This is a genomic window from Streptomyces sp. NPDC007856 (genome assembly GCF_042868225.1).
Taxonomy (GTDB): domain Bacteria; phylum Actinomycetota; class Actinomycetes; order Streptomycetales; family Streptomycetaceae; genus Streptomyces.
Window position 1 is genome coordinate 478,037 of the sequence record NZ_JBIAEC010000004.1, and the last position, 16,538, is coordinate 494,574.

Consider the following 16,538-nt stretch of genomic DNA (forward strand, 5'->3'; position numbering starts at 1 on the left):
GCGGATCAGATCCGGTAGCCGGAGCCGGGGACGGTGACGATCACCGGCGGCTCGCCCAGCTTGCGCCGCAGGGTCATCACGGTCACCCGCACGACGTTGGTGAACGGGTCGGTGTTCTCGTCCCAGGCCTTCTCCAGCAGCTGCTCCGCCGAGACCACCGCGCCCTCGCTGCGCATGAGCACCTCCAGCACCGCGAACTCCTTGGGCGCGAGCTGGATCTCCTTGCCCTCGCGGAAGACCTCGCGGCGGTTGGGGTCCAGCTTGATGCCGGCGCGCTCCAGGACCGGCGGCAGGGGAACGCTCGTACGACGGCCGAGGGCGCGCACGCGCGCGATCAGTTCGCTGAACGCGAAGGGCTTGGGGAGATAGTCGTCGGCGCCGATCTCCAGGCCCTCGACCCGGTCGCTGACGTCGCCGGACGCCGTGAGCATGAGCACGCGCGTGGGCATGCCCAGCTCGACGATCTTGCGGCAGACGTCGTCGCCGTGCACCAGCGGGAGGTCGCGGTCGAGGACGACCACGTCGTAGTCGTTCACGCCGATGCGCTCCAGGGCGGCCGCACCGTCGTACACGACGTCGACGGCCATGGCCTCCCGGCGCAGTCCGGTGGCCACCGCATCGGCGAGCAGCTGCTCGTCCTCGACGACGAGTACGCGCACGTCGCTTGTCCTTCCTCATGTCCACCCGCGTAGCGCGCCGTGGGCGCGTGCGGGCAGGGGTGTTCGTGGGGTGTGACCTCCATCCTGCCCTTTTCGGCCGTAAGTCGGCTGTAAGGCGGGTTGTGGACCGCACGGATCCGCGCTCCGGGGCGGGAATGCGAGATTTTCTCCTCCGGTTGAGGTTTCCGGGTGAGGGAGTGGGGGGAGGACGGCTTTACACCCCGCGATCACGCTCTGCATGTGCCGCAGCACCATGCGGTACTCCGCGATCCGCTTCCGCAGAGTGGGCGCGGGTGTCCGGCACCGTCGCCGCCCAGCAGGGCAGCGCTGGGCACCCGTGAGAGACGTGATCGCCCCTTTCCCAAACAGGCACACCCCCGTGCCACCGACCCACGACCCAGGACGAGGGGGCGCAGCATGGACGCTTTCACCGCAGGACTTCTGCAGCGCATAAGGGCGACCGAGTCCGACCTGTCGCGGGCTCGTGACGAGGGTGACGACTTCCTCGTCGAAGTGGAGCAGGCAGAGCTCGACGACCTGCGACGCCTCGCCGCCGAACACGGTGTGGAGGTCGGCGCGTCACGCGTCTGATCGGCCCGAAAGCGCAACAACGGGACCCCCGGCGAATCCAGCGCCGGGGGTCCCGTCCGTCTCTCACCTGCGGGCTCGGTCAGTCATGCCACGCCCCGAACTCCTCCAGCAGCCCCTGCAGCGGCTGGAACACCCCCGGCGACCCGGCGACGGTCAGATCCCGCGACGGCCGCTCCCCGGGCCGACCACCGACCAGCGCGCCCGCCTCCCGGGCGATCAGGTCACCCGCCGCGAAGTCCCACGCGTTCAGCCCCCGCTCGTAGTACCCGTCGAGCCGGCCGCAGGCCACATCGCACAGGTCGACCGCCGCAGAGCCGCCACGCCGGATGTCCCGCAGCAGCGGGATCAGCCGGCCGGCCACCTCGGCCTGGTGGGCGCGGACCTCGGCGACGTAGTTGAAGCCGGTGGAGACCAGCGCCTGGTCCAGCGGGGGCGCGGGACGGCAGGCGAGCGCCCGCTCGCCCTCCCATGCGCCGGTGGCCCACGCGCCGCCGCCCCGCACCGCCTGGTACGTCTCGCCGCGCATCGGAGCGGCGACGACCCCGGCGACGGTCTCGCCGTCCTGCTCGGCCGCGATGGACACCGCCCAGGTCGGCAGCCCGTACAGGTAGTTCACCGTGCCGTCGAGCGGATCGATCACCCAGCGGACGCCGCTGGTGCCCGCCACGGAGGCGCCCTCCTCGCCGAGGAAGCCGTCGTCGGGCCGCCGGCCGGAGATCAGATCGGTGATCAGCTTCTCCGCGGCGATGTCCATCTCGGTGACGACGTCGATCGGGCTGGACTTGGTCCTCGCCACTGCCAGGTCGGCCGGTCGGCCGTCCCGCAGCAGCTCACCGGCGCGGCGGGCGGCCTCCTGGGCCAGCTCCAGCAGTTCCCGGTACAGGGGGTCGGTCACGGGTCTCCTCACGCGTAGGGGCTGTCGGCGCCGGCGGCGGCCGGGCGGGGCGCACGGGCGGGGCAGCAGCCGACGGGGCAGAGGTTGTGGCTCGCGCCCAGCGCACCCAGGGCGCACGGGGCGACCTCCTGGCCGCGCTCCACGGCGGCGCGCTCCGTGATCAGGTCGCGGACGGCGGCGGCGAACCGGGGGTCGGCGCCGACGGTGGCCGAGCGGCGCACCGGCAGGCCCAGTTCCCCGGCCTTGGCCTTGGCCTCGGTGTCGAGGTCGTAGAGGACCTCCATGTGGTCGGAGACGAAGCCGATGGGCGCCATGACGACGGCCGGGACGCCCGCCGCGTGCTGCTCCTGAAGGTGGTCGCAGATGTCCGGTTCCAGCCACGGGATGTGCGGGGCGCCGGAGCGCGACTGGTAGACCAGCCGCCAGGGGTGGTCGACGCCGGTGCGCTCGCGGACGGCATCGGCGATCAGCTGGGCCACGTCCAGGTGCTGCTCGACGTAGGCGCCGCCCTCGCCGTGGGTCTCGACCGGGCCGGAGGTGTCGGCGGCGGAGGTCGGGATGGAGTGGGTGGTGAAGGCGATGTGGGCGCCCGCGCGAACGTCCTCGGGAAGGTCTTCGAGGGCGCGCAGCACGCCGTCGATCATGGGCTCGACGAAGCCCGGGTGGTTGAAGTAGTGCCGCAGCTTGTCGATCTTCGGCAGCGGCAGGCCCTCGGCCTCCAGGGTGGCCAGCGCGTCGGCCAGGTTCTCGCGGTACTGGCGGCAGCCCGAGTAGGAGGCGTAGGCACTGGTGGCGAGCACGAGGATGCGGCGGCGGCCGTCGGCGACCATCTCGCGCAGGGTGTCCGTCAGATACGGCGCCCAGTTGCGGTTCCCCCAGTAGACCGGCAGGTCCAGGCCGTGCTCGGCGAAGTCCTTGCGCAGGGCGTCCAACAGGGCGCGGTTCTGGTCGTTGATGGGGCTGACCCCGCCGAACAGGAAGTAGTGCTGCCCGACTTCCTTCAGGCGTTCCTTCGGGATGCCGCGCCCGCGCGTGACGTTCTCCAGGAACGGGACCACGTCGTCCGGGCCTTCGGGGCCGCCGAAGGAGAGCAGGAGCAGGGCGTCGTACGGGGTGGCATCGAGCGCGTCTGGCATGTCTCGATCCTGCCACTCGGTACTGACAGCCAGGAAACAGCGGGGTGACGAGTCGGGTTCCAGTCGGTTTATGCCGGTTTTTCCCGCAGGCAAAATCAGGTGCCGTTAGGGTCCCCTAACTCGTAAGCTGTATCAGCCGTATTCGCGCCTTACCGAGCCGCTTCGGAGACCCCGTGCCCAGCCCCTACAGAGCCCTGTTCGCCGAACCCGGCACCAAGGCGTTCTCCGCCGCGGGATTCCTCGGCCGGATGCCGCTGTCGATGATGGGCATCGGCGTGGTCACGATGGTCTCCCAGCTGACCGGGCGGTACGGGCTCGCGGGGGCACTGTCGGCGACCATCGCGCTGTCCGCCGCGGCGATCGGGCCGCAGATCTCCCGGCTGGTCGACCGGCACGGGCAGCGCCGGGTGCTGCGTCCCGCGACCCTGGTGGCCCTCACGGCGGCGGCCGGGCTGCTGCTCACCGCGCGCCTGAAGTGGCCGGACTGGGTGCTGTTCGGGTGCGCGGCCGGGATCGGTTCGGTGCCGAGCCTGGGGGCGATGATCCGGGCCCGCTGGGCGGCGCTGTACCGGGGCACCGGCAAGCTGCACACCGCGTACTCGTTCGAGTCGGTCGTCGACGAGGTCTGCTTCATCTTCGGCCCGATCATCTCCATCGGACTGTCCACGACCTGGTTCCCGGAGGCCGGGCCGCTGCTCGCCGCCTGCTTCCTGGCCGCCGGCGTCTTCTGGCTCACCTCCCAGCGCGCCACCGAACCGGAGCCGCACCCGCGCGAGCACCACGGCGGCGGTACGGCCCTGCGCTCGGCCGGGCTGCAGGTGCTGGTGGCCACCTTCGCGGCGACCGGCGCGATCTTCGGGTCGGTGGACGTGGTCACCGTCGCCTTCGCCGACGAGCGCGGCCACAAGGGCGCCGCGAGCGTGGTCCTGGCGCTGTACGCGGCCGGATCCTGCGTGGCCGGGGTGGTCTTCGGGCTGCTGCGGTTCGCCGGGGCGCCGGAACGCCGCTGGCTGCTGGGCGTGGCGGCGATGGCCGTGAGTATGATCCCCCTCCTACTGGTCGGAAACCTGCCGCTTCTGGCCGTGGCGCTGTTCGTTTCGGGGCTGTCCATCGCACCGACGATGATCACGACGATGTCCCTCATCGAAGAGCACGTACCTCGCGCGCAGCTCACCGAAGGTATGACCTGGGTGAGCACCGGCCTCGCGGTCGGGGTCGCGCTCGGCTCGTCCGTGGCCGGCTCGGTGATCGACGCAGCCGGGGCGCGGGCCGGGTACGGGGTTCCGGCCGTGTCCGGGGCTGTCGCGGTCGCGGTCGGTTTCCTCGGGTACCGCCGGCTGCGCAGGCCGGCCGCGGGTCGGGGAGGCACCGTTGAGCAGCACAGCGAGCGGGAAGAACGGCACCTGGCGTAACTGGGGCGGGAATGTCTCCGCCCGGCCCGCCCGGCAGGTCGCACCGGCGTCGGTGGAGGAACTGGCGGCGGCGGTGCGCCGGGCCGCCGAGGACGGTCTGAAGGTGAAGGCGGTCGGGACCGGCCACTCCTTCACGTCCATAGCCGCCACCGACGGAGTGTTGATCCGCCCTCAACTGTTGACCGGTATTCGCAAGATTGATCGTGCAGCCATGACGGTCACGGTCGAGGCCGGCACCCCGCTCAAGAGACTCAATGCGGCTCTGGCGCGCGAGGGACTGTCGCTCACCAACATGGGCGACATCATGGAGCAGACCGTCTCCGGGGCCACCAGCACCGGCACGCACGGCACGGGCCGCGAGTCGGCCTCGATCGCCGCCCAGATCACAGCGCTCGAACTCGTCACGGCGGACGGCTCGGTGCTCACCTGCTCCGAGAAGGAGAACCCCGAGGTGTTCGCGGCCGCCCGAATAGGCCTCGGCGCCCTCGGCATCGTCACCGCGATCACGTTCGCCGTGGAGCCGATCTTCCTGCTCACCGCGCGCGAGGAGCCGATGCCCCTGGACCGGGTCCTCGCCGAGTTCGATCAACTCTGGGCGGAGAACGAGCACTTCGAGTTCTACTGGTTCCCGCACACCGGCAACACCAACACCAAGCGGAACAACCGCAGCGCCGGTCCCGAGCAGCCCGTGGGGCAGCTGGCCGGCTGGTTCGAGGACGAGTTCCTCTCCAACGGCGTCTTCCGGGTGGCCCAGTGGGTCGGCCGCGCCGCCCCCGCCACCGTTCCCGCCATCGCCCGGATCTCCAGCAAGGCCCTGTCCGCGCGGACCTACACGGACATCCCGTACAAGGTCTTCACCTCGCCGCGCCGGGTGCGCTTCGTGGAGATGGAGTACGCCGTCCCGCGTGCGGCCCTGGCGCAGACGCTCGGCGAGCTGAAGAGCATGGTCGAACGCTCGGGGCTGCGGGTCAGCTTCCCCGTCGAGGTGCGCACCGCCCCGGCCGACGACATCACCCTGTCCACCGCCTCCGGCCGGGACAGCGCCTATGTCGCCGTCCACATGTTCCGGGGCACGCCCTATCAGGCCTACTTCACCGCCGCCGAGCGCATCTTCACCGCCCACGAGGGCCGGCCGCACTGGGGCAAGGTGCACACCCGGGACGCCGAATACTTCACGCGCGTGTACCCGCGTTTCGGCGAGTTCACTGCGCTGAGGGACCGCCTTGACCCGGAACGGCTGTTCCAGAACGACTACTTGCGGAGGGTTCTGGGGTCGTAGGCGTCTGGGCGGGCCCGCTGGGCGTGGGGGTCGGCGGCGGGCTCGGGCCGTCGCTCGCCCCTCCGCCCGGGGAGTCGCCGGGCGCCGGCGTCGCGCTGTGGGCCGTACCGTCGCCGGCACCGGGCGCGTGCTCGCGGGACGGAGTCTCCGAAGGAGCCGGTGTCTCCTCGGACTTGGCGGGCGCGTCGGGCGTCACGGAGGAAGAGCCCCGGCCGGTGACGGCGTCGCTGACCGTCGTACCCGTGCCGCCGTTGAAGCTGTTGCCGGACACCAGTTCATACGTCGTGACGCCGCCCATGGTCACTCCGAACACGAGGGCGGCCGCGACCACCGGCCGCCGCCGGCTCTTCACCTGCGCGCGGTAGAGGGTGCCCTCGGTGAACTCGCCCGGAGCCGGTGGCACTTGCTCCCTGGGACGGGCCGCGACCGTCGCCTCCCGCAACTGCTCCCCCGTCCGCTTGAAGAAGTGCTGGAACACCGTGCCCCCACAGGTGGCGACGATGCTGACGACTCCCGCGCCGAGAATCGTGCCGTACACGCCGAAGTACGACGCCAGTTTGGCCGCCACGACGGCCGCGAGGGCGCTGCCCGCGACCTGGGGAACGCTCAGGTCGATCCGTTTGCGACCCGCGTCGGGCGTCTCACGCATACCCGGAACTTGCCTGCCTTTCCCGTACTTGATCGACATTGATCCACCGACTGCACGAGATAGGGACATACAGCGGAAACCATTAGTTCCGTTTCTGGGGATTGCGTGAAGTTCGCCACGTTCATGATCCGTAAAACCGGTTGCCGACGGCCAAGTCGCAAGCGTTGCCAGAAGTTGGGCGGCGTGCCCATCCACGCACATGGTCCAAATGGAGTACTGTTGCGAGCCCTGGGCCTGGTCTCCCACCAGGGTGTCCGCGGCCTTGAAGGACCGCCGGGAGGGGGCTAGTTGCACAGGGTGACGAATTTGGTCACTTAGCGTTGCGAATAGGTAACCGTGCCATAACGGCGGCCCAGGGCCCGTGCCCGACACGCCGGGCAACTCGGCAAGGTTGTGGCAGGCTGCACCCGGGCAGGCCACACTCGACTAGCGGAAGCAGCGACGCACGTGACGTCGGCAGGCACCACCCGGGAGGTCCCCATGCCCGAACTGCGTGTCGTGGCCGTCTCGAATGACGGCACACGGCTGGTGCTCAAGGCTGCCGACGCAACGGAGTACACCCTTCCGATCGACGAACGGCTGCGCGCCGCCGTGCGCGGCGACCGGCCGCGCCTCGGCCAGATCGAGATCGAGGTCGAGAGCCATCTCCGCCCCCGTGACATCCAGGCGCGTATACGCGCCGGTGCCACCGCGGAAGAGGTCGCCCAGCTCGCCGGCATCCCCGTCGACCGGGTCCGGCGCTTCGAGGGGCCCGTGCTGGCCGAGCGCGCCTTCATGGCCGAGCGCGCCCGCAAGACCCCGGTCCGCCGCCCCGGCGAGAACTCGGGTCCGCTGCTCGGCGAGGCCGTGCAGGAGCGGCTGCTGCTGCGCGGCGCCGAGAAGGACACCGTGCAGTGGGACTCCTGGCGCCGCGACGACGGCACCTGGGAGGTGCTCCTCGTCTACCGGGTCGCGGGCGAACCGCACTCGGCGAGCTGGACGTACGACCCGCCCCGGCGGCTCGTCCAGGCCGTGGACGACGAGGCGCGCTCGCTGATCGGCGAGTCCGACGACCTCGCCGTGCCCGAGCCGAGCTTCCCGTTCGTGCCGCGCATCGCCCGCCTGCCACGCGAGCGTTCGATGGACCGCGCGCTGGACCGGGGCGAGCGGGAGCGGCCGAGTCTGCCCGCGCAGGCGTCCGAGCCTCCCGAGGAGAGCACGGGCGAACGCGACTCGCTGACCAGCCTGCTGGAGGCGGTGCCGAGCTTCCGGGGCGACCTGGTGGTCCCGGAGCGCCCGGCGGAGACACCGGAGGAACCCGACGGCGAGACGGCCGCCGAGGAGCCGCCGGCCCCCGCCGCCTCGGCCGGTTCGGCGTACGCGGACGTCCTCATGCCCCGCTCCGTCGGCAGCCACCGCGACCGGCTGATCGGCGCCACCGACCGCCAGGCCGAGGCCGACGGCGTCCGCCCCGGCCGCCGCGCCGCCGTGCCGAGCTGGGACGAGATCGTGTTCGGCACGCGCCGCAAGAAGCAGGAGTAACCGGCCGTACGGAAGCGGAACGTGGGGGGCACGCGCGCATGCCCCCCACTTCCGGCTGCGCGCGCGTGCCCGGCTTTCGGGCTGCACGCGCGCGTGCCCGGTTTTCAGGGTGCACACGCGCGTGCCCGCCTTCCGGCCGCACGCGTGCGTGCCCCGCCTCTCGACTGCCGCTACTGCGGATCCGCGCCCACCGCCACCGGCCGGGACGGGTCCGAGGACCACTCGGACCAGGAACCGACGTACAGGGCCGCCGGGATGCCCGCCACGGCCAGCGCGAGCACTTCATGGGCGCCGGAGACGCCCGAGCCGCAGTACACACCCACCTCGGTGTCCGTGGAGACGCCCAGGGCCTTGAAGCGGTCCCGTAGCTCCGCCGCGGGCAGGAAGCGGCCGTCGGGGCCCACGTTCTCCGTCGTCGGTGCCGACACCGCGCCGGGGATGTGCCCGCCGACCCGGTCGATCGGCTCCACCTCACCCCGGTACCGCTCCCCCGCCCGCGCGTCCAGCAGCACACCCGCGCGGGCCAGGGCCGCCGCCGCGTCCGCGTCCAGCAGGCCCGACGCGTCCGGCGCCGGCCGGAAGTCGCCCTCGGTCACAGCGGGCACCTCCGTGGACAGCTCGCCCTGCCAGGACGGCAATCCGCCGTCGAGGACCCGCGCGTCCGGGTGACCCGTCCAGCGCAGCAGCCACCAGGCGCGCGCGGCCGCCCAGCCCTGGCCGCCGTCGTACACGACGACCGGCCGGTCGGCCGACACGCCCGCGCGGCGCATCGCGGCGCCGAACTCCGCGAGGTCCGGAAGCGGATGCCGGCCCCGCTCCCCGGGCACACCGGCCAGCTCCCGGTCCAGGTCGACGAAGACCGCGCCGGGGATGTGCCCGGCCGCGTACTCGGCCCGCCCGTCGAAGGCCGGCGCGCCCGCCGCCTTCGCCAGGCTCAGCTGCCAGCGCACGTCCAGCAGTACCGGAGGGCGGTCGCCGGTCAGCTCGTGTGCGAGATCGGATGCGGTGATGATGGCTCTCATGGCGCCATGCATACGCCAGGGGTGGCCGCGGCGTCCAGGTCCGGCTACTCTGCTCGGCCGGACAGGCTCGATCACCCGGCGTATGGGATCGAGCACGTGCTGTACAGCCGGCGGGCACCCGCCGGCCCTCGTCAGGAAGCGGCGAAAGACGACGGACCGGGCATCCTCCCGGAGGTGTCGCCGAGCGTCGGCGCGGTAAGTCCCGGCGCGGCGTGGAGGATGCGGGCACCGGCGCGGGCGAACCCGCCGTCGGCGTGGACACCCCTTCCGGGGAGCGGAAGCGACACGGCCACCGCGAGGGGCCGGGGAGAGAGTGATCGATGACCGAGGCACGGGAGCCGGCCGGCCCGCACGCGCGGCGCGCGCCCGGCACGCCCTGCTGGGTGAGCCTGATGGCGCACGGGCTGGCCGCCACCGAGGAGTTCTACGGTGAGCTGTTCGGCTGGGAGTTCCGGCCGGGCCCGCAGCAGCTCGGCCCGTATGTGCGGGCGCTGCTCGACGGGTGCGAGGTGGCGGGCATGGGCCAGCTGCCGCCGGACCACCGGCTGCCGATCGCCTGGACGCCGTACCTCGCCTCGCAGGACGTGGACCAGACGGCCGACACGGTGCGGGAGTGCGGCGGAACCGTGGCGGTCGGGCCGCTGGACGCCGCCGAGGCCGGGCGGATGGCCATCGCCGCGGACCCCTCCGGGGCGGTGTTCGGCATCTGGCAGGGCTCCGCGCACCTCGGCACCGCGATCAGCGGAGTGCCCGGCACGCCCGCGTGGAACGAGCTGGTGACCTTCGAGACCGAGAGCGTGTCCAAGTTCTACGCGACCGTGTTCGGTTACGAACGGGAGCCGGTGGTCTCCGCCGACTTCGACTACGTGACCCTCCACCTCGCCGGTCGCCCGGTGGCCGGTCTGCACGGCGTCGGCCACGCGCTGCCCCGCGACCGCGGACCGCACTGGCAGACGTACTTCGAGGTCGCCGACGCCGACGCGACGGTGCGGCAGGTGGCGGACCTCGGCGGCCGTGTCATCAGACAGCCGCACAACAGCCCGCACGGCCGGGTGGCGACGGTGGCGGACCCGGAGGGCGCGGAGTTCTCGGTGATCCAGAACCCGCACTGAGCGCTCGGGGGGACCAGCCGGGTCGCCCGGTCGGGTTCAGCTGGAGGAGACCGGCAGCACGTCCGGCGACAGAGCCGCCGCGCGGGCCGTTGCGGCGGTCATGCGGCGGCGGTGGTGGCGGCGGCACAGCACCTCGTAGCCGACCTCACCGGCCGCCTGGTTGACGTCGCCGACGACCACCTGGGCGCCCTCGACCACCATCTCGCCGCCTATCGTGCGGGCGTTGTGCGTGGCCCGGGCGCCGCACCAGCACAGCGCCTCCACCTGGAGCACCTCGATACGGTCGGCCAGCTCCACCAGCCGCTGCGAGCCGGGGAAGAGCTTGGAGCGGAAGTCGGTGGTGATCCCGAAGGCGTACACGTCAAGGCCGAGATCGTCCACCACGCGCGCGAGCTGGTCTATCTGCTCGGGCGCGAGGAACTGCGCCTCGTCCGCGATCACGTAGTCGGCCCGGCGGCCCTGCGAGAGGTGGTCCACGAGGGAGGCGTACAGATCCTGGTCGTCGGCGACCTCCACCGCGTCGGTGACCAGCCCGAGCCGGGAGGACAGCTTGCCCTCGCCCGCGCGGTCGTTCCGGGTGAAGATCATGCCGACGAGCCCCCGGGCCGAGCGGTTGTGCTCTATCTGCAGAGCCAGCGTCGACTTCCCGCAGTCCATCGTTCCGGAGAAGAACACCAGCTCGGGCATGAGGAGTTGAGCACCTTTCGGCGAGAGGTCGTGCGGGTCGGGAGGGTCAGGAGCGTACTTCGAGCAGCGGGATCAGCTGCTCGGCGGGCGTCATCGAACCGTGGTTGCCCACCAGCGACGACTCCTTGGGCTCCCGCTCGGACGCGATGATCAGGACGTCGTCGTACGCGGCCGCGACCACGTCCCCGAGCCGGGGGTACACCCGTTCGTCGATGTGCGGCCCGAACCAGCCCGCCGCGATCGCCTCGTCCCTCGAGGCCACCCAGAACTGCTCGCCGAGCACCTCGCGCCAGACGGCCACTACGTCGTTCTCGGCGCCCGGCACCGCGTAGACGTGCCGCGCCCGGCCCTCGCCGCCCAGCAGGGCGACCCCGGCGCGCAGCTCCCAGTCCGTGTCGAAGTCGATGCGGTGCTCGTCGTCGAACGGGACGTCGACCATGCCGTGGTCGGCGGTGACGTAGAGCGCGCTGCGCGGCGGCAGTTGCTCGGCGAGGCGCTGGGCGAGCCGGTCGACGTACATCAGCTGGCCGCGCCAGGTGTCGGAGGCGACGCCGTAGCGGTGTCCGGCGCCGTCCAGCTCGGAGTAGTACGTGTAGACCAGCGAGCGGTCTCCGGCGGCCAGTTGCTCCGCCGCGAGGTCCATGCGCTCCTCGCCGCTGAGCCGGCCGTGGAAACTGCCGCCACTGAGCGCGATCTTGGTGAGCGGAGTGTGCTCGAAGATGGGCGAGGTCACCTGGGCGGCGTGCACCCCGGCTGCCTGGGCCAGCTGGAAGACGGTGGGGTACGGCTGCCAGGCGCGCGGATCGGTGTACGGCTGCCAGCGGAGCTGGTTCATCAGCTCGCCGGTGGCCGGGTTGCGCACGGTGTAGCCGGGCAGGCCGTGGACGCCGGGCGGCAGACCGGTGCCGACGGAGGCGAGGGAGACGGCGGTGGTCGCCGGGTAGCCGGCGGTGAGCGGGCGGCCGGTGCCGCCGCGCGAGGTGCCGAGCAGCGAGGTCAGGAAGGGCGCCTCGTCGGCGTGTGCCCGCAGCTGCTCCCAGCCGAGCCCGTCTATCAGCAGGACACAGACCCGGTCGGCCGGGGTCAGCTCCTCGATCGTGGCGGTCAGGCCGGGGACGCCCATGCCGGCGGCCAGGGTGGGCAGCAGATCGGCGAGGGAGCCGGTGCCGTACTCGGGCAGCGGCGCGGTGTCCAGGGCCAGCGGTTCCGGGTGGTCCCAGGCGGAGAGCTGGGACATCAGCGGGCGATGTCCGCGGTCGCCTCCGAGATGGCCTGGGCGAAGGCGAGCGCCTGGCGCACCGTCTCCGGGCCGTCCCCGGCCTCGCTGACGCGCAGGCTGAGGTCGTCCGCCGTGGAGCTGCCCGTGTAGCCGTGGTCGGCGTCGCAGTTGGGGTCGCCGCAGGCGGCGGGCTCCAGGTCGATACGGCTGACCGCGCCCCAGCCGATGGTCAGCACGACCTCGCGGGGCAGGGTGCCCGGCGCGTACTGCTCGGGGTTGGCGACCACCCGGCTGACCACGACCGACGAGATCCGGTCGATCTTGACGGACTCGGTGGAGGTGGTGGCGTACGGCGTCGGGGAGGTGCTGTCGGCGGCCTGCTCGTCGGTGTGGCTGACGATGAAGCGGTTGCCGGTGAGGACGAGCACGGTCACATGCCGCCGCACCTCGTTCTGATCGAAGGTGGTCTCCTGGTGGACCAGGTACGACCGGATGGGCTCGCCGCCCACAGCGGCCTCCACCGCCTCGGCCACGAGGGCCGGGTAGTAGCCGCTGCGCTCGATCGCCGCGCGCAGCCCCTGGGTCGTCGTACTGGTCTTGGCCATGGCGTCCATCCTAATCCGTGGGCATGGGGGGTCCGGGCCAGTCACGAAGACCGGGGTCGGCCTGCGCACGCGCGCGTGGGCGCCGCGGGACGAGCCCCGGCAGGATGTCCAGCCCCTGCGCGGCGATCAGGCAGGAGACGGGTTCGGATCCGCCGCCGTCCGCCTCGAACGCGACCACGACGGGCAGCGTTTCGCCCAGCGCTCGCCGCAGCCGTGCCGCCTCCTCGGCGGCGGGCTCACGGAAGACGGGACCCTGGAGGGCGGACGGGCACGAGACGAAGCCCGGGTCGGTGAAGACGATCATGCGGTCCCCCTCCCCTGATCAGCAGGTGATCAGTAGGCCGGCATCGTGCGCGGGCCCAGGTCGTCGCGGGCCGGTGGCGGCGCGAGCCGTACCGTGGCGCTGAGGACGCTCACGCCGTGCGGGGCGACGACGACCGGTTCCAGGGTGACGGCGACCACCTCCGGATGATCGTCGACCAGCCGGGACACCCGCAGCAGCAGTTCCTCCAGCGCCGGGGTGTCGACGGGCGTGGAGCCGCGCCAGCCGAACAGCAGCGGTGCCGTACGGATCGACCGCACCAGCGAGGCCGCCTCCCGGTCGGTGACCGGGACCAGGCGGTGCGCCATGTCGCCGAGCAGCTGGGAGGCGGCCCCGGCGAGCCCGAAGGACAGCACGGCCCCGGCCGCCGGGTCGATCACGGCCCGTACGACGGTGTCGACGCCGCGCGGTGCCATGCCCTGCACCACCGGCCGCAGCTCCTCCGGCTTGCCGAACAGCTCGGTCAACTCGGCGTACGCCCGGCGCAGTTGCTCCTCGTCCGCGAGGTCGAGGCGCACGCCGCCCAGGTCGGCGCGGTGTCTGAGGTGCGGGGCGGTGGCCTTGAGGGCGACCGGGTAGCCGAGGGCGCGGGCGGCTTCGGCGGCGGCGTCGGCAGTGGGTGCGGGCAGCGCGCGCCGCACGGGGATGCCGTACTTGCCGAGCAGCTCGCAGGTCTCCGCGTCGGAGATCGTGAGCCCTTCCCCGCGCGCGAGCAGCTCACCGATCAGCCGCGCGGCCCCCTTCTCGTCGATGTCGTCGTACTCGGGCACCTTCCCCGGGTCCATGGCCTCCCGCCGCCACTGCCCGTACTTGACGGCTTCGGCCAACGCCCGCACGGCACGTTCGGCGGCGGGATAGGCGGGGATGAGGTGCATGCCCTCCGGAGGACTGGCCGCAGCCACTCCCGCGGTGGGCAGGCGTTCCGCAGCGCGGAACAGGCGGGCACCGCCCTCGGTACCGGGTGCCTTGTCAACGGCCGCGGGTGCGGTGCTGGCCGCAGCCGACAACGCCTCCGCAAGCCCCCCGAGCTCCACATGCACCACCAGCACCGGCTTCCCCGGAACGGCAGCCGCGGCCGACCGCAACGCCTCCGCCAGCTCCGCATCCCCCGGCGACGCTTCCCCGATCGCGGGGATCGCCGTCACCACGACGGAGTCGCACGACTCGTCGGCCAGCGCAGCTCCCAGCGCCCGATGGAAGTCCTCCGCCGTCGCCCCCGTCGTCAGGTCCAGCGGACGCGAAGGCCGCAGCCCCTCCGCCAGACACCGGTCGTACGTCAGCACGCCCAGCGACTCCGAGTTCCCCAGGATCGCCACCCTCGGCCCCGCCGGCAGCGGCTGCCGGGCGAGCAGCAGCCCCGCGTCGACCAGCTCGGTGATCGTGTCGACCCGGATCACCCCGGCCTGCCGCAGCAGCGCGGAGACGGTGGCGTGCGGCAGCCGGGTGGCCCGCACCGCGTGTCCCTGCGGGGCGGACCCGTCCCCCTGCACCACGACCAGCGGCTTCGCCGCCGCCGTCCGGCGCGCGAGGCGCGTGAACTTGCGCGGGTTGCCGATGGACTCCAGGTACATGAGGACGACGTCGGTCTCGGGGTCGTCGTACCAGTACTGGAGGACGTCGTTGCCGGAGACGTCCGCGCGGTTGCCGGCGGAGACGAAGGTGGACACGCCGGTGACCCCGGTGACCCCTCCGCCGCGCCGGTGCAGCCGGGACAGCAGGGCGATGCCGATGGCACCGGACTGGGCGAACATCCCGATGCGGCCGGGGCGGGGCATCTCCGGGGCGAGGGAGGCGTTGAGGCGCACGTCGGGCGCGGTGTTGATGATCCCGAAGGCGTTCGGGCCGATGATCCGCATGCCGTACGCGCGTGCCTGCCGCACGAGGGCCCGCTGCCGCTCGCGCCCCTCGGGCCCGCTCTCGGCGTACCCGGCGGAGAGCACGACGAGCCCCTGCACCCCGTGTTCCCCGCACTCGGCGACCACGGCGGGCACGTGCTCGGCCGGTACGGCGACCACGGCGAGGTCCACCGGACCGCCGATGTCCCGCACGCGCCGGTAGGCCGGCACCCCGTCGACCTCGCCGAGGCCCTCCGGGAAGGCCTTGTTCACGGCGTGCAGCAGGCCGCCGTAGCCGGCGTCCCGGATGTTGCCGAGGACGCTGCGGCCCACGCCGCCGGGGGCGCGGCCGACGCCGACGACCGCCACCGAGCCGGGCATGAGCAGGCGCCGTACCGAGCGGGCCTCGGCGCGCTGCTCGCGCGCTCGCTGCACGGCGAGGGAGCGGTCGGTGGGTTCGAGGTCGAACTCCAGGCGGACGACGCCGTCCTCGAAGCTGCGCTTCTGGGTGTAGCCGGCGTCCGTGAACACCTTGATCATCTTGGTGTTGGCGGGCAGCACCTCGGCGGCGAAGCGGCGGATGCCGCGCTCGCGGGCGACTGCCGCGATGTGTTCCAGCAGGGCGGAGGCGACCCCGCGGCCCTGGTGCGCGTCCTGCACCAGGAAGGCGACCTCGGCCTCGTCGGCGGGCGCGGAGGCGGGCATGCCGTCGGCGCCGATGCGGTCATAGCGTACGGTGGCGATGAACTCGCCGCCGATGGTGGCCGCGAGTCCCACCCGGTCCACAAAGTCGTGGTGCGTGAAGCGGTGGACGTCCTTGGCGGAGAGCCTGGGGTACGGCGCGAAGAAGCGGTAGTACTTCGACTCGTCCGAGACCTGCTCGTAGAAGCTGACCAGGCGGTCGGCGTCATCAACGGTGATGGGCCTGATGCGCGCGGTACCACCGTCGCGCAGCACCACGTCCGCCTCCCAGTGGGCGGGGTACTGGTGCCGGTCCTGCCGGTCCGCCGAGGTCTGCATGGGCCCCAGAGTACGGCTCGCGTCCGACAACGGCGCAGGGCAGTCTGTGGAGGACGGAAGCCGGAACCGAGGCCGCGGTTCCGACGCCACGCCGGGCGGACGAAGGTCCGCTCCGGGGCATGCTTCGCGATATGGGAAACTGGTCTAGACAACCCTGAAGACTGAAGGGCAGCAACACATGGCTGAGCGCCGCGTCAACGTCGGCTGGGCCGAGGGCCTCCACGCCCGCCCCGCCTCCATCTTCGTCCGAGCCGCCACGGCCGCAGGCGTCCCGGTGACGATCGCCAAGGCTGACGGCAACCCCGTCAACGCGGCCTCCATGCTGGCTGTCCTGGGCCTGGGCGCCCAGGGCGGCGAGGAGATCGTGCTGGCCTCCGACGCCGAGGGCGCGGACGTCGCCCTCGACCGTCTGGCCAAGCTGGTCGCCGAGGGCCTCGAGGAACTGCCCGAGACGGTCTGAACAGCAGCACGCTGACACACCGGAGCCGCGTCGCCCTTTTCGGGCGGCGCGGCTCTGCGTTTCCGGGCTCTTTGCGCGCACACCGGAATTGAGGCAGCGGTAAATACTGCGCAG

At 72.4% G+C, this 16,538-nt stretch carries 16 protein-coding genes; 6 read left to right on the forward strand and 10 right to left on the reverse strand.

What is annotated here, in order from left to right; translation table 11 throughout:
- Positions 1–5: 5 nt before the first annotated feature.
- On the reverse strand, positions 6–659 hold the full coding sequence (locus tag ACFYOH_RS13380; RefSeq protein ID WP_023546086.1) for a response regulator transcription factor: 654 nt from the start codon (positions 657–659) through the stop codon (positions 6–8).
- Between the two features lie 417 nt (positions 660–1,076).
- On the opposite strand from ACFYOH_RS13380, the gene ACFYOH_RS13385 reads away from it, so the two are divergent.
- Positions 1,077–1,250 carry a hypothetical protein gene (locus tag ACFYOH_RS13385; protein ID WP_023546087.1) on the forward strand — a complete coding sequence of 58 codons (174 nt, stop codon included), beginning with the start codon at positions 1,077–1,079 and terminating at the stop codon, positions 1,248–1,250.
- A gap of 79 nt (positions 1,251–1,329) precedes the next feature.
- On the opposite strand, the gene ACFYOH_RS13390 is transcribed toward ACFYOH_RS13385, so the two are convergent.
- Positions 1,330–2,145 carry an inositol monophosphatase family protein gene (locus tag ACFYOH_RS13390; protein WP_388624839.1) on the reverse strand — a complete coding sequence of 272 codons (816 nt, stop codon included), beginning with the start codon at positions 2,143–2,145 and terminating at the stop codon, positions 1,330–1,332.
- A gap of 8 nt (positions 2,146–2,153) precedes the next feature.
- Positions 2,154–3,281, reverse strand: coding sequence for a ferrochelatase (locus tag ACFYOH_RS13395; protein WP_388624840.1), 1,128 nt, complete (start codon positions 3,279–3,281; stop codon positions 2,154–2,156).
- Between the two features lie 173 nt (positions 3,282–3,454).
- Between ACFYOH_RS13395 and ACFYOH_RS13400 the strand changes: the two genes are divergently transcribed.
- Together ACFYOH_RS13400 and ACFYOH_RS13405 are read left to right on the forward strand one after the other, a co-directional pair.
- Positions 3,455–4,693 (forward strand): MFS transporter, encoded by a 1,239-nt coding sequence (locus ACFYOH_RS13400; RefSeq protein WP_388624843.1) that lies wholly within the window; start codon positions 3,455–3,457, stop codon positions 4,691–4,693.
- Entirely contained in the window at positions 4,653–5,972 is a 1,320-nt protein-coding gene (locus ACFYOH_RS13405; protein WP_388624845.1) for a D-arabinono-1,4-lactone oxidase, read from the forward strand. Before ACFYOH_RS13400 ends, ACFYOH_RS13405 begins: the two co-directional genes overlap by 41 nt.
- Here the strand turns inward: ACFYOH_RS13405 and ACFYOH_RS13410 are convergent.
- Entirely contained in the window at positions 5,896–6,621 is a 726-nt protein-coding gene (locus tag ACFYOH_RS13410) for a hypothetical protein (RefSeq protein ID WP_388624848.1), read from the reverse strand. The genes ACFYOH_RS13405 and ACFYOH_RS13410 overlap by 77 nt on opposite strands.
- A 480-nt stretch (positions 6,622–7,101) precedes the next feature.
- Between ACFYOH_RS13410 and sepH the strand changes: the two genes are divergently transcribed.
- Positions 7,102–8,142, forward strand: a complete 1,041-nt coding sequence (gene sepH / locus ACFYOH_RS13415; protein WP_388624851.1) for a septation protein SepH — start codon at positions 7,102–7,104, stop codon at positions 8,140–8,142.
- 170 nt (positions 8,143–8,312) lie between these two features.
- On the opposite strand, the gene ACFYOH_RS13420 is transcribed toward sepH, so the two are convergent.
- Positions 8,313–9,164: a sulfurtransferase gene (locus ACFYOH_RS13420; RefSeq protein WP_388624854.1), complete on the reverse strand. Its 852-nt coding sequence runs from the start codon at positions 9,162–9,164 to the stop codon at positions 8,313–8,315.
- 320 nt (positions 9,165–9,484) lie between these two features.
- Between ACFYOH_RS13420 and ACFYOH_RS13425 the strand changes: the two genes are divergently transcribed.
- On the forward strand, positions 9,485–10,276 hold the full coding sequence (locus tag ACFYOH_RS13425) for a VOC family protein (protein WP_388624857.1): 792 nt from the start codon (positions 9,485–9,487) through the stop codon (positions 10,274–10,276).
- Between the two features lie 36 nt (positions 10,277–10,312).
- On the opposite strand, the gene ACFYOH_RS13430 is transcribed toward ACFYOH_RS13425, so the two are convergent.
- From ACFYOH_RS13430 to ACFYOH_RS13450, 5 genes are read right to left on the reverse strand one after another with little or no spacing between them, the layout of a single operon-like run.
- Complete coding sequence (locus ACFYOH_RS13430; protein ID WP_388624860.1) at positions 10,313–10,963, reverse strand: thymidine kinase; 651 nt, start codon at positions 10,961–10,963, stop codon at positions 10,313–10,315.
- A 46-nt stretch (positions 10,964–11,009) separates the two neighbouring features.
- Positions 11,010–12,200 carry an alkaline phosphatase family protein gene (locus ACFYOH_RS13435; RefSeq protein ID WP_388624863.1) on the reverse strand — a complete coding sequence of 397 codons (1,191 nt, stop codon included), beginning with the start codon at positions 12,198–12,200 and terminating at the stop codon, positions 11,010–11,012.
- On the reverse strand, positions 12,200–12,787 hold the full coding sequence (locus ACFYOH_RS13440) for a DUF5998 family protein (RefSeq protein ID WP_388624865.1): 588 nt from the start codon (positions 12,785–12,787) through the stop codon (positions 12,200–12,202). Before ACFYOH_RS13440 ends, ACFYOH_RS13435 begins: the two co-directional genes overlap by 1 nt.
- 10 nt (positions 12,788–12,797) lie before the next feature.
- Entirely contained in the window at positions 12,798–13,091 is a 294-nt protein-coding gene (locus tag ACFYOH_RS13445; protein WP_388624868.1) for a hypothetical protein, read from the reverse strand.
- Between the two features lie 29 nt (positions 13,092–13,120).
- Complete coding sequence (locus ACFYOH_RS13450; protein ID WP_388624870.1) at positions 13,121–15,964, reverse strand: GNAT family N-acetyltransferase; 2,844 nt, start codon at positions 15,962–15,964, stop codon at positions 13,121–13,123.
- Between the two features lie 178 nt (positions 15,965–16,142).
- Between ACFYOH_RS13450 and ACFYOH_RS13455 the strand changes: the two genes are divergently transcribed.
- The gene (locus tag ACFYOH_RS13455; RefSeq protein ID WP_053655224.1) at positions 16,143–16,424 is read left to right on the forward strand and encodes an HPr family phosphocarrier protein; all 282 of its coding nucleotides are present in this window, start codon (positions 16,143–16,145) and stop codon (positions 16,422–16,424) included.
- Positions 16,425–16,538 lie beyond the last annotated feature (114 nt).